The organism is Geothermobacter ehrlichii, assembly GCF_008124615.1.
Lineage (GTDB): Bacteria > Desulfobacterota > Desulfuromonadia > Desulfuromonadales > Geothermobacteraceae > Geothermobacter > Geothermobacter ehrlichii.
Map to the genome: position 1 here is coordinate 92,516 of NZ_VNIB01000002.1, position 17,685 is coordinate 110,200.

16 protein-coding genes and 1 other RNA gene are annotated in these 17,685 nt (G+C 61.0%); 12 read left to right on the forward strand and 5 right to left on the reverse strand.

The window, feature by feature from the left end:
- Positions 1–10: 10 nt before the first annotated feature.
- The 6 genes from aroA to EDC39_RS03125 all read left to right on the forward strand — a co-directional run bounded on the left by aroA (position 11) and on the right by EDC39_RS03125 (position 6,068).
- A complete protein-coding gene (gene aroA / locus EDC39_RS03100) occupies positions 11–1,306 on the forward strand; it encodes a 3-phosphoshikimate 1-carboxyvinyltransferase (protein WP_148894791.1) in 1,296 nt (431 codons plus the stop codon).
- A complete protein-coding gene (gene cmk, locus EDC39_RS03105; RefSeq protein WP_148894793.1) occupies positions 1,299–2,024 on the forward strand; it encodes a (d)CMP kinase in 726 nt (241 codons plus the stop codon). Before aroA ends, cmk begins: the two co-directional genes overlap by 8 nt.
- Positions 2,017–2,862, forward strand: a complete 846-nt coding sequence (gene ispH / locus EDC39_RS03110; protein WP_148894794.1) for a 4-hydroxy-3-methylbut-2-enyl diphosphate reductase — start codon at positions 2,017–2,019, stop codon at positions 2,860–2,862. The genes cmk and ispH overlap by 8 nt, the downstream gene beginning before the upstream one ends.
- A gap of 115 nt (positions 2,863–2,977) precedes the next feature.
- Positions 2,978–4,726: a 30S ribosomal protein S1 gene (locus tag EDC39_RS03115; RefSeq protein ID WP_148894796.1), complete on the forward strand. Its 1,749-nt coding sequence runs from the start codon at positions 2,978–2,980 to the stop codon at positions 4,724–4,726.
- Between the two features lie 147 nt (positions 4,727–4,873).
- On the forward strand, positions 4,874–5,761 hold the full coding sequence (gene sppA / locus EDC39_RS03120) for a signal peptide peptidase SppA (protein ID WP_148894799.1): 888 nt from the start codon (positions 4,874–4,876) through the stop codon (positions 5,759–5,761).
- Positions 5,762–5,774: 13 nt separating this feature from the next.
- On the forward strand, positions 5,775–6,068 hold the full coding sequence (locus EDC39_RS03125) for an integration host factor subunit beta (protein ID WP_148894801.1): 294 nt from the start codon (positions 5,775–5,777) through the stop codon (positions 6,066–6,068).
- Between the two features lie 71 nt (positions 6,069–6,139).
- Here EDC39_RS03125 and ssrS read toward each other — a convergent pair.
- A non-coding RNA gene (gene ssrS / locus EDC39_RS03130) (6S RNA) lies at positions 6,140–6,324 on the reverse strand.
- A 123-nt stretch (positions 6,325–6,447) separates the two neighbouring features.
- Between ssrS and EDC39_RS03135 the strand changes: the two genes are divergently transcribed.
- From EDC39_RS03135 to EDC39_RS03145, 3 genes are read left to right on the forward strand one after another with little or no spacing between them, the layout of a single operon-like run.
- The gene (locus EDC39_RS03135; RefSeq protein WP_187426616.1) at positions 6,448–7,407 is read left to right on the forward strand and encodes an RluA family pseudouridine synthase; all 960 of its coding nucleotides are present in this window, start codon (positions 6,448–6,450) and stop codon (positions 7,405–7,407) included.
- Between the two features lie 43 nt (positions 7,408–7,450).
- Positions 7,451–8,230, forward strand: coding sequence for a prolipoprotein diacylglyceryl transferase (lgt, locus tag EDC39_RS03140; protein ID WP_187426636.1), 780 nt, complete (start codon positions 7,451–7,453; stop codon positions 8,228–8,230).
- A complete protein-coding gene (locus EDC39_RS03145; protein ID WP_148894807.1) occupies positions 8,230–8,862 on the forward strand; it encodes an HAD family hydrolase in 633 nt (210 codons plus the stop codon). The genes lgt and EDC39_RS03145 overlap by 1 nt, the downstream gene beginning before the upstream one ends.
- On the opposite strand, the gene EDC39_RS03150 is transcribed toward EDC39_RS03145, so the two are convergent.
- The 4 genes from EDC39_RS03150 to EDC39_RS03165 all read right to left on the reverse strand — a co-directional run bounded on the left by EDC39_RS03150 (position 8,846) and on the right by EDC39_RS03165 (position 13,231).
- Positions 8,846–9,265, reverse strand: coding sequence for an ATP-binding protein (locus EDC39_RS03150; RefSeq protein ID WP_148894809.1), 420 nt, complete (start codon positions 9,263–9,265; stop codon positions 8,846–8,848). The two genes, EDC39_RS03145 and EDC39_RS03150, sit on opposite strands and share 17 nt — an antisense overlap.
- A gap of 52 nt (positions 9,266–9,317) precedes the next feature.
- Positions 9,318–9,656: an STAS domain-containing protein gene (locus tag EDC39_RS03155; RefSeq protein WP_148894811.1), complete on the reverse strand. Its 339-nt coding sequence runs from the start codon at positions 9,654–9,656 to the stop codon at positions 9,318–9,320.
- An 84-nt stretch (positions 9,657–9,740) separates the two neighbouring features.
- Entirely contained in the window at positions 9,741–12,989 is a 3,249-nt protein-coding gene (locus EDC39_RS03160; RefSeq protein WP_148894813.1) for a sodium:solute symporter family transporter, read from the reverse strand.
- The gene (locus tag EDC39_RS03165) at positions 12,986–13,231 is read right to left on the reverse strand and encodes a hypothetical protein (protein WP_148894815.1); all 246 of its coding nucleotides are present in this window, start codon (positions 13,229–13,231) and stop codon (positions 12,986–12,988) included. The genes EDC39_RS03160 and EDC39_RS03165 overlap by 4 nt, the downstream gene beginning before the upstream one ends.
- 389 nt (positions 13,232–13,620) lie before the next feature.
- Here EDC39_RS03165 and EDC39_RS03170 point away from each other — a divergent pair, with 389 nt between their 5' ends.
- From EDC39_RS03170 to EDC39_RS03180, 3 genes are read left to right on the forward strand one after another with little or no spacing between them, the layout of a single operon-like run.
- Complete coding sequence (locus EDC39_RS03170) at positions 13,621–15,264, forward strand: tetratricopeptide repeat protein (protein WP_187426617.1); 1,644 nt, start codon at positions 13,621–13,623, stop codon at positions 15,262–15,264.
- Entirely contained in the window at positions 15,261–16,028 is a 768-nt protein-coding gene (locus tag EDC39_RS03175; RefSeq protein WP_148894819.1) for a LolA family protein, read from the forward strand. Before EDC39_RS03170 ends, EDC39_RS03175 begins: the two co-directional genes overlap by 4 nt.
- The gene (locus EDC39_RS03180) at positions 16,025–17,653 is read left to right on the forward strand and encodes a peptide-binding protein (protein ID WP_148894821.1); all 1,629 of its coding nucleotides are present in this window, start codon (positions 16,025–16,027) and stop codon (positions 17,651–17,653) included. The genes EDC39_RS03175 and EDC39_RS03180 overlap by 4 nt, the downstream gene beginning before the upstream one ends.
- The last annotated feature ends 32 nt before the right edge of the window (positions 17,654–17,685 follow it).

Below are 17,685 nucleotides of genomic sequence, written 5' to 3' on the forward strand. Positions count from 1 at the left end.
GGTTCAAGTCATGAATACGACCGAAACGATTCAGCCGGCACGCCGGATCGCCGGCGAGATCGAGGTGCCGGGCGACAAGTCGATCTCGCACCGTTCCGTCATGTTCGGCGCCCTGGCCCGGGGCCGCACCCTTGTCACCGGATTTCTCCAGGGCGAGGACAACTACGCCACCCTCAATGCCTTTCGCATGATGGGGGTCTCTATCTGCGAATGCGGTGAGGGTCGGCTGGAGATCGACGGCGCCGGACTCGATGGACTGAGGGAGCCGGCCGATGTTCTCGACTGCGGCAATTCCGGCACTACCATGCGCCTGATGGCCGGGCTGCTCTCCGGCCAGAACTTCTTTGCCGTTCTCACCGGCGACCAGTACCTGCGCCGGCGTCCCATGCGTCGGGTGACCGTGCCGCTGCGGCAGATGGGGGCCCGCATCCAGGGGCGGGAAGACGGCGAAAAGGCGCCGCTCGCCATTCAGGGCGGTCCTTTGTCCGGCATTGCCTGGAATTCGCCTGTTGCCAGCGCACAGGTCAAGTCGGCTCTGCTGCTCGCCGGCCTTTACGCCGAGGGCCCGACCACGGTTTTCGAGCCGCACCTGTCGCGGGACCACAGCGAGCGGATGCTGTCCCATTTCGGCGCCCGGGTCGAAAGGCTGGAAAACGGGGTGCGCATCGAACCCCGACCCGATTTGCGGGGAGGCGAGATCGCCGTTCCCGGCGACATCTCCTCGGCCGCCTTTCTCATCGTGGCGGCGCTGATCGTCCCCGGCAGCGAGCTGCTGATCCGCAACGTCGGTGTCAACCCGACGCGCAGCGGCATCATCGACATCCTCCAGGCCATGGGGGGGGATCTGAAACTCGAAAATTTCCGGGAGCGCTCGGGCGAGCCGGTCGCCGACCTGCTGGTCAGGCACAGCCGCCTCGAGGGGATAGAAATCGGTGGTGAGCTGATTCCGCGGGCCATTGACGAGCTGCCGGTGGTCAGTGTAGCCGCCGCTTTCGCCGAGGGCGAAACCCTGATCCGCGACGCCCGGGAGCTGCGGGTCAAGGAGACCGACCGGATTGCCGCCATGGTCAGCGAACTGGACCGGATCGGCGCCGAAGTCGAGGCTCTGGAGGATGGCATGCGCATCGTCGGCTGCGAGCAGCTCGCCGGCGGCGAGGTCGATTCCTGGGGGGATCACCGGATTGCCATGAGCATGGCCGTAGCCGGCTTGCGCTGCCGCGAGCCGCTGTCCATCGGCAACACGGCCTGTACCCGCACTTCTTTCCCCGGTTTCTGGGACCTGCTGCGGAAGGTCAGCCATGACTGAGGTGCGACGGGAACTGATCATCGCCATCGACGGTCCGTCCGGTTCCGGCAAGAGCACGCTGAGCCGGCTGCTGGCTGAGCGTCTCGGCTACCTGAATATCGACACCGGAGCGATGTACCGCTCGGTGGCCCTGGCGGCCAGCCGGGCCGGCATCGATCCCGGAGAGGAAGAGCGGTTGGCGGCCTTGTGCGCCGGTCTCGACATCCGCTTCCGGCAGAACGGCGACGGCGGGCTTCGTGTCCTGCTGAACGGTGAGGATGTCAGCGGCCCGATCCGGCAGCCCGCCATCAGCCGGCTGACTCCCCGGATCGCCAGCGTGCCCGCCGTCCGCGAGGCCTTGGTTGCCCAGCAGCGCCGTCTGGGCGCCGAGGGCGGTGTGGTGCTCGAGGGGAGGGACATCGGCAGTGTGGTCTTCCCCGATGCCGATATCAAGTTCTATCTTTTCGCTTCCGCCGAAGAGCGGGGCAGGCGCCGCTGGCTCGAACTGAAGGCGAAAGGATTCGAAGTCGAGCTCGATCAGACCATTCGCGAGGTCGAAGAGCGGGACCGCACCGACATGGAACGTGAGGTCGCGCCGCTGATCCGGCCCGAAGACGCCGTCGATATCGACACCGGCGGGCTGTCGATCGACGAGGTTCTCGAGCGCCTGCTGGCCGCGGTCGAGACCATCCGGAGACGCCGGGGGCTGCCCCCGATTAAGGAGTCGTGTCATGCCTGAAATACTGTTGGCCAAAAGCGCCGGTTACTGTTTCGGTGTCAAACGAGCCACCCAGATGGCTTTTGAGGCGGCCGACGAGCATGAGGATATCTGTTCGCTGGGGCCGATCATCCATTCGCCGCAACTGGTGAAAAGGCTCGAGGGGCAGGGGGTTCGGGTCGTCGACGCAGTGGGGGCGGTCGAAAACGAAGCGGTCATCATCCGCTCGCACGGAATTACCGCCGGCGAACTCGACGAGCTGAAAAAGAAGCAGGTCACCATCGTCGACGCCACCTGCCCCTTCGTCAAGAAGGCGCAGGAACATGCGGCGCGTCTGAACGGCGAGGGATACCACCTGGTGCTGGTCGGCGAGGAGGAGCACCCCGAAGTCCAGGGCATCATCTCCTACGCCGAAAAGGATCGTGTCCATGTCGTCGCCAATGTCGAGCAGGCGGAAGCCCTGCCACGTTTCAGCAGGTTGGCGGTCATCGCTCAGACGACGCAGGCCTTCGACAACTTCCGTGACATCATCGCCGTCTGCCTGACCAAGGCCCGGGAGTTGCGCGTCTACAATACCATTTGCGACGCCACCTCGGTCCGGCAGAAAGAGGCCAGGGACATTGCCTCCCGGGTCGAACTGATGCTGGTGGTCGGTGGCTACAACAGCGCCAACACCACCCGGCTTGCCGCCATCTGCCGGGAGATCCAGCCCCGGACCCACCATGTCGAGACAGCGGACGATCTCGATCCCGCCTGGTTCGCCGGTGTCGTACGGGTCGGCGTCACCGCAGGGGCCTCGACGCCCGACTGGCTGATCGAGCAGGTGCTGGAGCGGATTGAAGAAGTCGGCGAAAAATAGATAATTCTATTTGTTTTTTATTTGGCCATGTGCTAATTTCACGATTTCCGGGGGGCGTTTTCGGCGCATCCGGACTGCCGATGAGGCAGAACATCCTTAGGGGGTAACTGGGTTAATGGTGGATAACAACGAACTGACCAACCAAGAAAACGAACTGCTCGAAAACGAAGAGGTGGAAGACACCGAGGAGATGGAGAGCTTTGCCGAGCTCTTTGAAAACAGCCTGAAAGACAGGGAGATCCGGCGCGGCAATGTCGTGCAGGGGACTGTCGTTCAGATCAATTCCGATTCCGTCATCGTCGATGTCGGCGGCAAATCGGAGGGCGTCATCAGCATCAGCGAATTTGCCGGCGAAGATGGTGAGATCGATATCAAGGTCGGTGATACTTTCGATGTCATGATCGAAAGTACCGAGAACGAGGCTGGTCTGATCAGTCTCTCGAAGGAGAAGGCCGACCGGCAGAAGGTCTGGGCCACTCTGGAAGAGGGGGCAGTCGTCGAGGGTCGCATCGCGTCCCGGATCAAGGGCGGACTGACCGTCGACATCGGGGTCAACGCCTTCCTGCCCGGTTCGCAGGTCGACTTGCGTCCGGTGCGCAATCTCGACAAGCTGATCGGCGAAACCTTCCAGTTCAAGATCATCAAGCTGAACAAGCGGCGGGGCAATATCGTTCTGTCGCGCCGGGTGCTGCTCGAGGAGGAGCGTGCCAGCCTGCGGGAAGAGACGCTGAAGGTGCTCGAGGAAGGCAAGGTGATGGAAGGCGTGGTCAAGAACCTGACCGACTACGGCGCCTTTATCGACCTTGGCGGCATCGACGGCCTGCTTCATATCACCGACATGTCCTGGGGACGGGTCAATCATCCCTCCGACATCCTCGCCGTCGGTGACAAGATCAACGTCAAAATTCTCAAGTACGACCAGGAGAAGGAGCGGGTCTCCCTCGGCCTGAAGCAGATTACGCCCGATCCCTGGCTGTCGGTTGCCGACAAGTACGAGATCGGCGCGAAAGTAGGCGGCAAGGTCGTCAGCCTGACCGATTACGGTGCCTTCGTCGAGCTCGAGGAAGGCGTCGAGGGCCTGATTCACGTTTCGGAGATGAGCTGGACCAAGCGGGTCAAGCATCCTAACAAGATCCTCAGCGTCGGCGATGAGGTCGAGTCGGTGGTTCTGGCCGTCGACACCGAAAACCGCCGCATTTCCCTCGGCCTGAAGCAGGTCGAACCCAACCCCTGGGATGTGGTCGGCGAGAAATTTCCGGCCGGTACCATCATCGAGGGACAGGTCAAGAATATCACCGATTTCGGTATTTTCGTCGGCGTCGATGAGGGCATCGACGGCCTGGTGCACATTTCCGATCTCTCTTGGACCAAGCGGGTCAAGCATCCCTCCGAACTTTACAAGAAGGGGGACGTTGTCAAGGCGGTTGTGCTCAGCATCGACCGCGAGAACGAGCGTTTCTCTCTCGGCATCAAGCAGCTGGTACCCGATCCGTGGACCGAGATTCCGCAGCGTTACTCTCCGGGGACCATCATCAAGGGCAAGGTGACCTCGGTAACCGATTTCGGCATCTTCCTGGAGCTTGAGGAAGGGATCGAAGGCCTGATTCACGTGTCCGAAATCAGCCACGAGAAGGTCGATACCCCGAAGAGCTTCGCCCAGGTCGGCGACGAGCTGGAAGCCTGCGTGCTCAACGTCGACACCCAAGATCGCAAGATTGCCCTTTCGATCAAGCAGCTCGACGAGCAGAAGCAGAAGGCCCAGATCAACGAACTGATCGGCGCCGAAAAGAGCGCCACCTCGAACCTCGGGGAACTTCTGCAGGGTGCTTTCGGCAAGGCCGGGGCCAAAGACAAGAAAGACTGATAAACCATCTGTGGGGGGACCGGTTGTACAGGGACCGGTCCCCCCGTCTCTTTTCGGTCGGGCCATCAGCCAGGGAACGGCCGAATTCTACGCCATGAAAAACCTCGACAGGATGCCGAAGCGGCGGCTTCGGCGCGGGGAGCCGGTATGAGAAAACATCCGTTTTTGATGGCGCTACTCCTGGTCGGGTCTGTCTTTGCCTTCTTTTTCGTTTCCGTCGTGGTGCTAGCCATGGTCTTCGGTCGGCCGACCGCCTTTCACGTTGGCGAGAAGGTTGCCGTGGTTGAAATTCAGGGAGTCATCTCCTCGTCTCGCGACATCATGGAGGAGCTGGTCGACTATCGGGAGAACCCGACGGTCAAGGCGGTGGTGCTGCGCATCAATTCCCCCGGTGGTGCTGTAGGCCCGGCACAGGAAATCTACGAAGAAGTCGGCAAACTGGCCAAGGTCAAGCCGGTTGTGGTGTCGATGGGAGCGGTAGCTGCTTCGGGCGGCTATTATGTCGCCGTGCCTGCCAGCCGCATTCTGGCCAATCCGGGTACGCTGACAGGGAGCATCGGCGTCATCATGCAGTTCACCAACATCGAGGAACTGCTGGCCAAGATAGGGCTGAAGAGTCAGGTGGTCAAAAGCGGAGCCCACAAGGACATCGGTTCGGTGACCCGGCCGATGACCGAGCAGGAGAGGGAGATTCTGCAACAGCTGATCGACGATGTGCACCAGCAGTTCGTCACGGCCATCGCCGAAGGTCGCAAGATGGATCTGAAGCGGGTCAAGGAGCTGGCCGATGGGCGGATCTATACCGGTCGGCAGGCGCTCAAGATCGGCCTTGTCGACGAACTCGGCAATCTGCAGGACGCCGTGGCGCTGGCCGGCAAGATGGGCGGCATCCAGGGACGGCCGCAGGTGATCTATCCCGCGTCCGATCGGCCCGGTTTGCTGCGCTATCTGCTCGAGGAAGGAAGGACACAGCTCGGTCAGGTCCTGAACGGGAAGGAACTGTCCGGACTCAAGTTTCTCTGGACTGGATTTTGATCAGGAGGTAGGCATGACCAAGAGTGAACTGATTGAAAAACTCTCCTACAATGCCGGGGGACTGAACAAGAAGGAAGCCGAGGTCGTGGTCAACACGATTTTCGAGAGTATCGGCAACGCCCTGGCCCAGGGAGATCGGGTCGAAATTCGCGGCTTCGGGTCGTTCACTGTCCGTGAGCGCGAAGCGCGTCAGGCCCGCAATCCCAAAAGCGGCGAAATCGTCTCTATCCCGGCCAAGAAAACGCCTTTTTTCAAGACGGGCAAGGAGTTGCGTGCCCGGGTCAACAACGGCAACGGCGCTTCCTGAACGGGAAGCGGTTCCCCCTGCAAGAACGAACGAAAGGCTCCGCGATTTCATCGCGGGGCCTTTTGCCGCAAGGTCGATCCGGGATGCCGGTCGCGGTTTCAGGCATGAACCCCTTTTTTCGTATCCGACTGGGCCGGCGGCCTGCTTCAGGCTTCCCGCTCCCGGGCGGGCTTGCTCACCACATGCCGACGCGGCCTGGGTCAAACTGTCTGTTGGTCATGACTGGAAACCGGCGTGCCGTGCATCCCAGAAACCTGGATTGATCTCTCCTTTCCTTTAATCTAGCATGGAAAACGCTCCTGTCAAAACGGGAGGATGATCCACGGTGGCTCAAGAGGGAGACGGAGTTTTCCAGTTGCCTGTAGCAGGCCCGAAGCACTTGATTTTTCACGTTGACGAAGCTCATCACGGGCAGCGTCTCGATCGCTTTCTGACGGCGGTCTGTCCAGCCATCAGCCGAGGTGACTGGAAAAGAATCATCTCTGTCGGCGGAGTCCATCTCGACGGCCGGCGGATGAGCCAGTGCTCGCTGCCCATTGCCGCCGGCTGTTCGGTCGAGGTCTTCATCGACGGCCGGCCGCTGGAGAAGTGGCTGCCGACAGATGAGCAGATACTCTGGCGGGACGACTATCTGCTGGCCCTGAACAAGCCGGCCGGCATCGACTGCCAGCCGACTCCGGCCCGGTTCCAGGGAACGGTCTACCAGGGAGTGCTCGATCTTCTGGGGCGCCGGCATCGCTTCGGCCGAAAGCCGGAGATCGGCATGGTCCAGCGCCTCGACCGCGACACCTCGGGGGTGATGGTTTTCAGTATCCATCCCCGGGCGCACCGCGGACTGACCCGGCAGTTTTCGGAGCACAGCGCCCGCAAGTTCTACCTGGCCCTGGTTCATGGCCGGCCGGAGGTCGAGAACGGTGAATTTCGCTCCTGCCTGGCCCGCATCCGGGCGACGAATCTGGTGCGTTCCGTCGAAAGGGGAGGACGGCATGCCCACACCCGATACCGGGTTCTGCAATCGTCCGAGCAGGCTTCGCTGGTATTGGTCGAGCCGGTCACCGGCCGGTCCCATCAGATCCGGGCGCATTTCTCCGAGGCTGGCTGTCCCCTCGTTGGTGACGTGAAATACGGCGGCGATCCTGCCCTGGCCGGCGTGGATCTGGCCGGCCACCTGCTGCATGCCTGGCGACTGGCGATAAACCATCCCGTGACCGGCGAGCCGATGGTACTGGCAGCGCCGCTGCCGGTTCTGTGGCGGCGACTGCTTGCATGTCTGGAGCTGGATTTGCCCGATGCATCGTCCGTCGGAGACATGGGGGGGCCGACTGTCGGTTCCGTCTGAACGAACAGCTGTTACAGCCGGCCTGTCATCTGGAGTAAACATGCTGACCTACCCGAATTTCGATCCTGTCATCGTTCGCGTCGGGCCGCTGGCGATCCGCTGGTACGGCCTGATGTATCTCATCGGTTTTGCCGCCGCCTGGTTTCTGATCGGATTTCTGGCCCGGAAACGGCAGCTCGATCTGACCGGAGACCGTCTGTCCGATCTCCTTTTTCACGGGGTGCTGGGCGTGATTCTCGGCGGCCGGATCGGTTACGTGATTTTCTACAATTTCGGATACTTCGTTCGCCATCCGCTCGAAATTTTCGCCGTCTGGCAGGGGGGGATGAGTTTTCACGGCGGACTGATCGGCGTGACGCTGGCCGGGCTATGGTTCTGCCGCAAAAACAGGCTGCCGCCGATGCTGACCGCCGATATCATTGCCACCAGTGCCACCATCGGGCTCGGTCTCGGTCGGCTGGGGAATTTCATCAATGGGGAGCTCTGGGGCCGGGTGACCGATGTCCCCTGGGGCATGGTCTTTCCGCAGGCCGGTCTGATGCCGCGTCATCCGAGCCAGCTCTACGAACTGGCTCTGGAGGGCGTCGTGCTCTTTCTGATTCTCTTCTGGCTGAATATGCGGCAGGTGTGGGAGGGGATCCCCTTTTTCACCTTCTTCCTCGGTTACGGCGTTTTCCGTTTCATCGTCGAGTTCTTTCGTCAGCCCGATCCGCAGCTCGGTTTCCTCTGGGGAGGAGCGACCATGGGACAGCTTCTCTCCCTGCCGATGGTGATTTTCGGCCTGGGCGGTCTGTGCTGGGTTTTCAAAAGGAGGGGCGGTTGATGCAGGTACGCGGTCTCGTCTACGACTGTGACGGGGTGCTGTTCGAAAGCCGCCGGGCCAACCTGGCCTATTACAACGCCATCCTGCAGGCATTCGGCCATGAGCCGGTGACCGAAGACCAGCAGGAGCTGGCCCGGCTCTGCCACACCGCCGACAGCGCCACGGTTCTGCGGCGGCTGCTCGGTCCCGGGTTGGCCGAGCGGGCGCTGGAGATGGCCTCCCGGCTCGACTATCGCCAGTTCATCGGTTTCATGTCCCCCGAGCCGGGCATGGTCGATACACTGCGTACCCTGGCCCGGCGCCTTCCCTTGGCCGTGGCCACCAACCGGGGAGGCAGCATGCCGGCTATCCTGTGCCACTTCGAGCTCGAATCCTGTTTTTCGGCGGTGGTGACCAGTCGTGACGTGCAGCGACCCAAGCCGGCTCCCGACATGCTTCTGCTGGCGGCCGAACGGCTGGACGTGGCACCGCACAGTCTGCTCTTCGTCGGCGATTCCCATCTCGACCGCCAAGCTGCCGAAGCCGCCGGCATGCCTTTTGTCGCCTACGGCGGCGAGGTGACGGGAGACTGGACGGTCAATTCCCATCGCGAGCTGAGAGAGCTGGTGGATCGCGTCAGCGCAGATGCTTGATCATTTCCAGGACATATCCGTCCTCGTGTTGCTGATAGTCGACCTCGTCCATGAGAGAACGGATGATATAGACACCCCGGCCGTGTTCGTCCAGCCGGCGGAATTCGTGATTGCCGAGGGCCGTCAGATCGAATCCTGATCCCTGATCGTAGACCCTGATGATCAGGCGGTCGTTTTTGACCCCTATGCAGACCCGGATCTCCTTCTCCGGATCGTCCTCGTTGGCATGCCGGATGGCGTTGGTGATCGCCTCGGTCAGGACCAGGTTGATGTGGTAGGCGAGCTCCTCCCTGTCCCCCCGGTAACTTCTGAGGGTATGGGCGATATCTTCGCCGATCCTGCCGATCAGACCGAGATAGCGGGTCTGGTTGGGGACTCTGATATCGATCTTCAGCCGCTCCATGATTTCCAGGACGAACCGGGAGGCCGATCGACCTCCCGGTGATCATCCAGATTTATTCGAAGCTGGCCAGCGCTTCGTCGGCGTTGGGGTAGATTTCGAAGACGCGGTGCAGGCGTGTCAGTTCGAACATCGATTTGACCTGCGGCTGCAGGCCGCAGAGCTTCAGGCTGCCGTTGCGGGCGCTGGCGTTCTTGAAGCCTGAGACGAGGGCGCCCAGTCCCGACGAATCGACGAACCGGACCTCTTCGAGGTTGACGACAAGGTTGTTCTTGCCCTCTTCGAACAGGTTGAGCATCTGGGTTTTCAGCTCGCCGCTGTTGTGGGCGTCGAGGCGCTCCTCCTTGACGTTGATGAGAACCGCGGCTTCTCTTTCATCGATCTGGACAATCATCGTATAGTCTCCTTTGCTGACGGGTCTGGTATGAATCGGACAGCCGGTGAGGCTGTTTCAGGATACCATTTCTGTCTTTTCTTTTCAGCTTTCCGTTCCTGCCGCGCTGTCGTCGACTGGCTCGATTTTCATGACCACCAGGGAAATGTCGTCCCGGAAGCTGTGACTGCCGGTGAATAGCCTGACCTGCTGCAGCAGGTATTCGATGATCTCCTGCGGCGATCTGTCGGCGCAGGAGGTGAAGAGTTCGGCCAGGCGCTGGTCACCGAAAAAGTCGCCGCGACTGTTCTCCGCCTCGATAATGCCGTCGGTGAACAGGAGCAGCAGGTCCCCCGGCTCCAGCCTGGCGGTGCGGGTTTCGAAACTGACCGATTTCTTGACGCCGAGAATCAGGCCGTCGGCATCGAGCCGTTCGATTTCGCCGGTCGACGGTCGGAAGAGGATGGGCGGGTTGTGTCCGGCGCTGGAATAGAGCAGCCTGTTCTGATGCGGCAGGTAGCGCATGTAGATCAGGGTGATGAAGAGTTCGGCCTTGGTCAGGTCGTCGTAGAAGAATTCGTTGAGGGACTGCAGAACACTCTCGATCGATTCGATCCTGCCGGCGTGGGCCCGGATGAAGGTTCGGGTTTCGGCCATGATCAGGGCGGAGCCGACATTGTGGCCGGAGACGTCGGCGATGACCAGGTCGAGGGTCTCGTCATCCCGCTGCAGGTAGTCGTAGTAGTCGCCGCCGACTTCTTTTGCCGGCACGCAAATCCCGGCGAGACTGACTCCGGGTATCTGGGGAGTGGTCTGGGGCAGCAGGCTGAGCTGGATGGTCTTGGCGATCTCCATCTCCTTCTGCTGCTCGCGCGCCGCTATCAGGTCGCGGGTCTGCTGGTTGTTGCGCCAGGCGACGCCGACCTGACCGGCCAGGCTGGTGAAGAGCTCGATGAATTCGTCGGTGAAAATCCCCTTGGCCGTGCGCGAGAAGGCGGAGAGTACGCCGATCGGTTCTCCTTCCATGGTGATGGGCGCGTGGGCGAAGGAGAGGATACCTTCACGGCGGGCGATCTGCACCGTCTGTGGCCGGTTGACCAGTTCGTCGGTGTCGTTGACCACTACCGGCGTGTTGGTGAGAAAAGCCTCGCCGATGCTTGTTTCCATGGTCAGCTCCCGCGCCGACTGGCCGAGATGTTCCGAACTCATCCCCTTCTGGCTGCAGACCTTGAGCGTCATGGTTTCGTCGTCGAGCAGCCGGATGACCACCAGGTCGAACTTGAACTGCTGCACCAGCAGCTCGAGAATGTTGTCAAAGATCGTCTGCAGCGGCGCGCCGCTTGCGACCACCCTTGCCGCCTCGTAAAGGACCGAAAGCTGCTCGCGGCTTGAAGTGCGGCTGAGGGTGACCGAGCCGAAAATGTCGAAGACGTCCTCCATCTTGCTGCCGCGCGTTGCCAGGTAGTTTTCGACGATGATGTGGGCAGCCGCGGCACCGACTGAGCCCGCCAGGGTGCGTTCGGTGAACCGCTTCAGATTGGGCAGCTCGTATTCGGAAAGGCGGCCGCGCTGGTCGATTTCGCGGTCGCCGATATATTCGGCAATAGCCGTATGGGCCTGTTTTTCGCCAATGAACTTGGTCATCAGATCGACGAACTCCATGATCGTCGGCGCTTTGCTGATGCGCTGCCGTTCGATGGGAAGCGTGCGCCCGCCGAAGACGCCGATGAATTTGTCCGCCTGTTCCTCTTCGTTTTTCGAAGGGCTGGTCAAAAGGGAGAGGGTGAGGAAAGCGCCGATGTTGAAGAAGAGGGCCCAGAAGAGGGAATGGGACCACATGTCGAAGCCGCTCAGGCCGAAGAGCTCGAGGGGGCGCAGGATTGACACACCGAACGGCCCTTCGTCGAGTATGCTGCTGTCCAGCCAGCCCGAACGCGCGAATGAGGGGATGATCAGGGTGTAGAACCAGACGATGAACCCGAGAATCAGTCCCGTGGCCGCTCCCTTGCGGTTGGCCCGTCGCCAGTAGAGACCGCCGACCAGGCTGGGGGCGAACTGGGTTGCGGCGATGAAGGAGATGAGGCCGATGTTGACCAGTGCGTATGAGTCGCCGATGACCCGGTAGAAGAGATAACCGAGAAAGACCACCAACAGAATGGCCAGGCGTTTGAGGTTGAGCAGCACCACCCAGTAATTGTCGACGACGATGCGGAACTTGAGAATCAGGGGGATGATCAGCTGATTCAGGATCATGGTCGCCAAGGCGACCGACGAGATCATGACCATGCCGGCCGCGGCCGACAGGCCGCCGACAAAGGCGAGCAGTCCCAGCCAGTAATGCCCGGTCTCGATGGGCAGGTGCAGGACGAAGTAGTCGGCGTTGCCGGTATCGCCGCCGTTGAGGAGCAGGCCGCCAAGGGCGATGGGAATGACGAAAATGTTGATGGCGAAGATATAGGCCGGAAAGCGCCACATGGCGTGGCGGATGTGGTTTTCATCCGAGTTTTCGATGACCATGATATGGAACTGGCGTGGCAGGAACATGAAGGCCATCATCGAAATGAAGGTCAGACTGAACCAGGAGATGTAAGGGATCTGTTCGGTGTCGATGACCACCAGGTTGACGCGCTCGGGAAATTCCCTGAGAAAACGGTCGAAAATATCGGTAAAACCGTCGAAAAGTCCGTAGGTAACGAAAACGCCGACCGCCATGAAGGCCACAAGCTTGATGATCGATTCCAGGGCGATGGCGGCGACCATGCCCTCATGCTGTTCGGACGCGTCGAGATGGCGTGCCCCGAAGAGCACGCCGAAAAGACCGAGCAGCAGGGCGGTGATGAAGGCGGTGTCGACGTAGCCGGGAAGCCGCGGCAGGAAATGCCCCACCCCTTCACTGACCACGGCCGGCGGCAGGGTCAGGATGTCGAATGTATGGGAGACCGCCTTGAGCTGCAGGGCGATGTAGGGCATGATGCCCACCACCGAAAAGATGGTGACCAGGGCGCCGAGGTAGGCCGATTTTCCGTAGCGGCTGGAAATGAAGTCGGCGATGGTAGTGATGTTCTGTTCCTTGCTGACGCGGACGATGCGGCGCAGCAGAAACCACCAGGTGAAGGCGATGAGGGTCGGCCCCAGATAGATGGTCAGAAAATCGAGGCCGATGGTCGCCGCCCGGCCGACGCTGCCGTAGAAGGTCCAGGAGGTGCAGTAGACGCCGAGCGACAGGGAGTAGATGGCCGGGTTGGAAATGATGCTCCGACCCGCTTCCCGTCTCTTGTCGGCATAATAGGCGACAAGGAAGAGCAGCCCGAGATAGAGCAGGGAGATGGTAGCGACAAGTTTGACTGAAATCATGGAAGTTTCAGGTCGTCTCCGTTGCCATGGCTGTCGTCATGGTCGAGCTGAAGGGAGAACAGGAAGATGACCAGGATTGACAGTGGCCATCCGAGCATCAGGTAGAGGACCAGAACGGGAATGCCGAACAGGGTATCAGGCTTGTTGAAGATATGAATGAAGGGATAGTTGAGCATGATGATGCCCAGCAGAAAGCAGAGAATCCAGGCTTCGCGCAGCCGGTGTGGTTCGCTCTTCTTCATGGCCTTTTCCGGTCCCCCGTTTTTGCCCCGCCGCACCTGGGGTTTTGCGCGGCAATGCCGGCTCTGCGCTTGACGCCTGCGCCGGGGCCTGTAACAATGGCAAAATCCCGTGTGGGCCAGGGCGATACTTGTCAACTTAACCCGTTGAATTTACAATTACATTAACACAGTTGCCGGAGCTGTAAAGAGATCGGTTTCCGGTTGTTTCCCGCAACGGGGCGAAAGAGAACTCCCGGCTCCCCGTTTTTTTCTGGCCTGAATCCCGCCATCCTCCGCCGGGGGACGGCGCTGTCTGAGGATCGATGCAGCCTTTGACGAAATTCATCCCGCTTGTTCTGGTCTTTTTCACGGTTCTTCTCTTCTGGGGCTGTTCGCCCGCAGGCCGAAACGTGGCAGGTACCCCGGCAAACCCGGCCGGCCGGGGGCTTCGCCTGCCCGATCCTGAATCGCTCGCATTCTATCACTACACCCGGGCACGGCTGCTGGCGAACGATGGCCAGCTTCAGGAAGCGGAAGCCGCTCTGTTGTCGGCGCTCGACTTCGATCCACGTTCGAGTCAACTGAGGCTTTATCTTGGGCAGTTGCGGTTGCAGATGGACGATCCCAAAGGCGCGGCGCGGGCGGTCGAGGAAGCCCTGATCGAAGCGCCCGACTTTCTCGATGGCCACCTTTTCCTTGGCGGTCTCTACTTCAATCTGCGCGATTATCGTCTGGCCGCGGCCCATTTTGCCGAGGCGGCCCGAATCGCCCCGGAAAGGGAAGCCGTCTGGTTGCATCTGGGGCTTTCCTATTTCAGGCTCGGCGAGCACGACAAGGCGGTCGAGGTTTTCAAAAACTTTCTGGACAAAAAGCCCGATTCGGCCGCCGGGCTGGTTCAGCTGGCACGCAGCTACCGAGCGGCGGAACGTTTTGACGAGGCCGAAACGGCCTACCAGCATCTGATCGATCTGCAGCCTGACCATCCCGTGGGTTATCTCGAGCTGGGAGAGATGCTGATCGAGCAGGGAAATTTCGCGGCGGCGGAAAGGGTTTTCCGGCTGGGCGTAGACCGGGTCGGGCAGCCGAACCTGCTGCGGCATCGCCTGGTCGGTATCCTGGTTCGCCAGCAGCGTCCGGACGAGGCCCTTGACCTGCTCGACGTACTGCTGCGCGACAATCCGGATGATCTTGAGGCCAAGCGCAAAACCGGCCTGCTGCTGCTGGAAAAAGGGGACTGGAGTAGGGCCGCCCGGGCGTTCAGGCAGGTGCTGGAACGCCGGCCGGATCTCGACCGTGTTCGTTATTTTCTTGGCCTGGCCCAGGAACGTGGCGGACGCTGGCAGGAGGCGCTGGCGACTTTCGAACTTATCTCCGACACGTCCGAGCTCCATCCTGACGCCGTCTTTCACCGGGCTTTCGTCCTGCAGCAGATGGAGCGGTTTGAACAGGCTGTTGCCCTTCTGCTGGAGCTGATCGATTCTGGACATGGACGATCGGACGTTTACGATTATCTTGCGGCGCTGTACGACCGACTGGGGCAGAAAGAGAAAGCCCTGCAGACTCTCGAAAAGGGGTACGGTCTCTATCCCGATGCCATCGATCTTCTGTATCGGCAGGGAGTGGTCCTTGAGCGAAACGGTGAACACGAAGCGGCGGTCGACATCATGCGCCAGGTTCTGGTCCGTGATCCGGATCATCCCGAGGCTCTCAACCATGTCGCCTACAGTTACGCCGAGGCCGACAAAAATCTCGACGTCGCCCTCGAAATGGTGCAAAAAGCGCTGAAACGGAAGCAGGCGCCCCATATCTACGACACCCTGGGCTGGGTCTATTACCGGCTAGGGAGGCTGACCGAGGCCCGGAGCGCCCTGGAAAAGGCCATTTCCGGTTTGCCGCAGGACGCCATTGTCTGGGACCATCTGGCGACGGTCTATGCCGAACTCGGCGAGAGCGCCATGGCCGCGGAGGCCTGGAAGAAGTCGCTGGAACTGAAACCCGACCAGCCCGGCATAGCCGACAAACTGAACCGGCTGGAGAAAGCAGGTCGTCGATGAACCGCGTGCTTCTGCATTTGCTCATGCTGCTCTCGCTGGCCGCCTGCGCACCGCTGGCCGGCAGGGAGGCTGCTCCGGTTGCCGTCGATCCCGCTCCGCTTCTCGCCAGTGTGCGTCGGGCCGCCGACCTGGCTGACAGTCTGCGCGGCCTGGCTCAGGTCAGCAGTGACAGTCCGGGAGGACATTTCAGCGCCAGCCAGGCCATCCTTGCCGCCAGGCCGGACCGGCTTCGGACCGAGGCTTTGAGCATGTTCGGTTCGCCTCTGATGATTTTGGCGACCGACGGCGCCACCCTGCACGCCTGGCTGCCGGGACAGAACCGTTTCTATGCCGGGCCGGCGACAGCGGACAATCTCCGCCGCTTTCTGCATCTGCCTCTTTCCCTGCCCGATCTGGTGCGCCTGCTGCACTATGACATTCCGCTGATGGGGGGCGAGGCTGCAGGTAGCAGGGTCGGGGATGCCTGGCAACTGGTGGTGACCGAGGGGGAGCGGCGGGCGGTTGTCCGTTTCGACGCGAAGTTGCGGCCGGTTTCTTTCCGGCTGTTAACAGGCGAAAAGGAGCTGTTCAGCGTCAGTTACGGGCATTTTGCCGCCAGTGACGGCTTTCCGCGCCGCATTCGTTTCGAACAGAGGTCCGAGAACAGAAGACTGCAGATCGATTTCAAAAGCCTGGAACTCGGTCCCGGGCTCGATGACAGCCTTTTTCGCCTGAAGCCGCCGGCAGGTGCGGTTTTCTATCCGCTGCAAGGAGCCGATTCATGAACAGAACGACAGTTCTGGCCGCTCTGTTTCTTCTGGCCGTTCTGGGGCTTGGAGGGTGCAAGGAAAGGACGGCCGAGGTCGCCATGCCGGAAAAGGATGCCCCCCCGGCCTACGGCGATACCTTCATCGAGGCGTCGATTGCCGAACCGAGCAATCTGCTGCCCATCCTGGCCACCGATGCCTCGTCGGCCGACATCAACGGCCTGGTCTACAACGGGCTGGTGCGCTACAACAAGGATCTCATCCTCGAGGGGGAGCTTGCCGAATCCTGGGAGATTTCCCCGGACAACCTGACCATTACCTTTCACCTGCGCAAGGGAGTCAAGTGGCACGACGGTACCCCCTTCACCTCGGCCGACGTGCTGTTCACCTACCGGCTTTACGTCGACCCCAATACCCCGACCGCCTACGCCGAGGCCTACCGGCAGGTGGAGAAGGCCGAGGCGCCCGATCCCTACACCTTTCGCGTGACCTATCCCAAACCCTACGCCCCGGCACTCGGCAGCTGGGGAATGAACATCCTGCCCAAGCACCTGCTCGAAGGCAAGGATATCACCAAAAGTCCGCTGTCTCGTCATCCCGTCGGTACCGGGCCCTATCGGTTTGTCGAGTGGAAGCCGGGTGAAAAGGTCGTTCTCGAGGCCAACGAGAATTATTTCGAGGGGCGTCCCTACATCAAGCGGGTGGTTTACCGTATCGTTCCCGACCAGTCGACCCAGTTCATGGAATTGCGCTCCGGCGGGCTCGACTTCATGGAGCTGACGCCGATCCAGTATCGGACACAGACCGACACGACGGCCTTCAAGCGGTTGTTCGCCAAGTACCGCTATCTGGCATTCAGCTACACCTATCTCGGCTACAATCTCGAGCGTCCCCTGCTCCAGGACCGGCGGGTCCGGCAGGCTCTGAGTTACGCCATCGACAAGCAGGAGATCATCGAGGGGGTGCTGTTGGGGCTGGGCCAGGTGGCCACCGGGCCCTACAAGCCGGATACCTGGGTTTACAATGCCAACGTAAAGCGGTACAGTCACGACCCGGACAGGGCGCGACGCCTGTTGGCCGAAGCCGGCTGGAAGGATACGGATGGTGACGGAATACTGGACCGCGATGGCGTTCCCTTCCGTTTCACCATTGTCACCAACCAGGGGAACGACTTGCGCGTCAAGTCGGCCGAGATCATCCAGCGCCGGCTCAAGGAGATCGGCATCGAGGTCAAAATCCGTGTGGTGGAATGGGCGACCTTTCTCAAGGAGTTCATCCATCCCGGCAATTTCGACGCCTGCATTCTCGGTTGGCGTGGCGGGCCCGAGCCCGACCAGTACAATATCTGGCATTCGAGCAAGATTGGTCCCAGGCAGCTCAACTTCATTCACTATCGCAATTCCGAGGTGGATGAGCTGCTCGAAAGGGGGCGCCGGACCTTCGATCGGGCTGAGCGGAAGAAGATCTATGACCGGTTCCAGGAGATTCTGGCCGAGGACCAGCCTTATACCTTCCTCTACGTTGCCGAGGCGCTGCCGGCCGTCTCACGCCGTTTCCGTGGTATCGAACCGGCGCCGGCCGGCATTTTTCACAATTTCATCCGCTGGTACGTTCCGGCCGGTGAGCAGAAATACGCCCGCTAGGAGCGGGACGAAATGGGGGCAGGGGAGGTGAC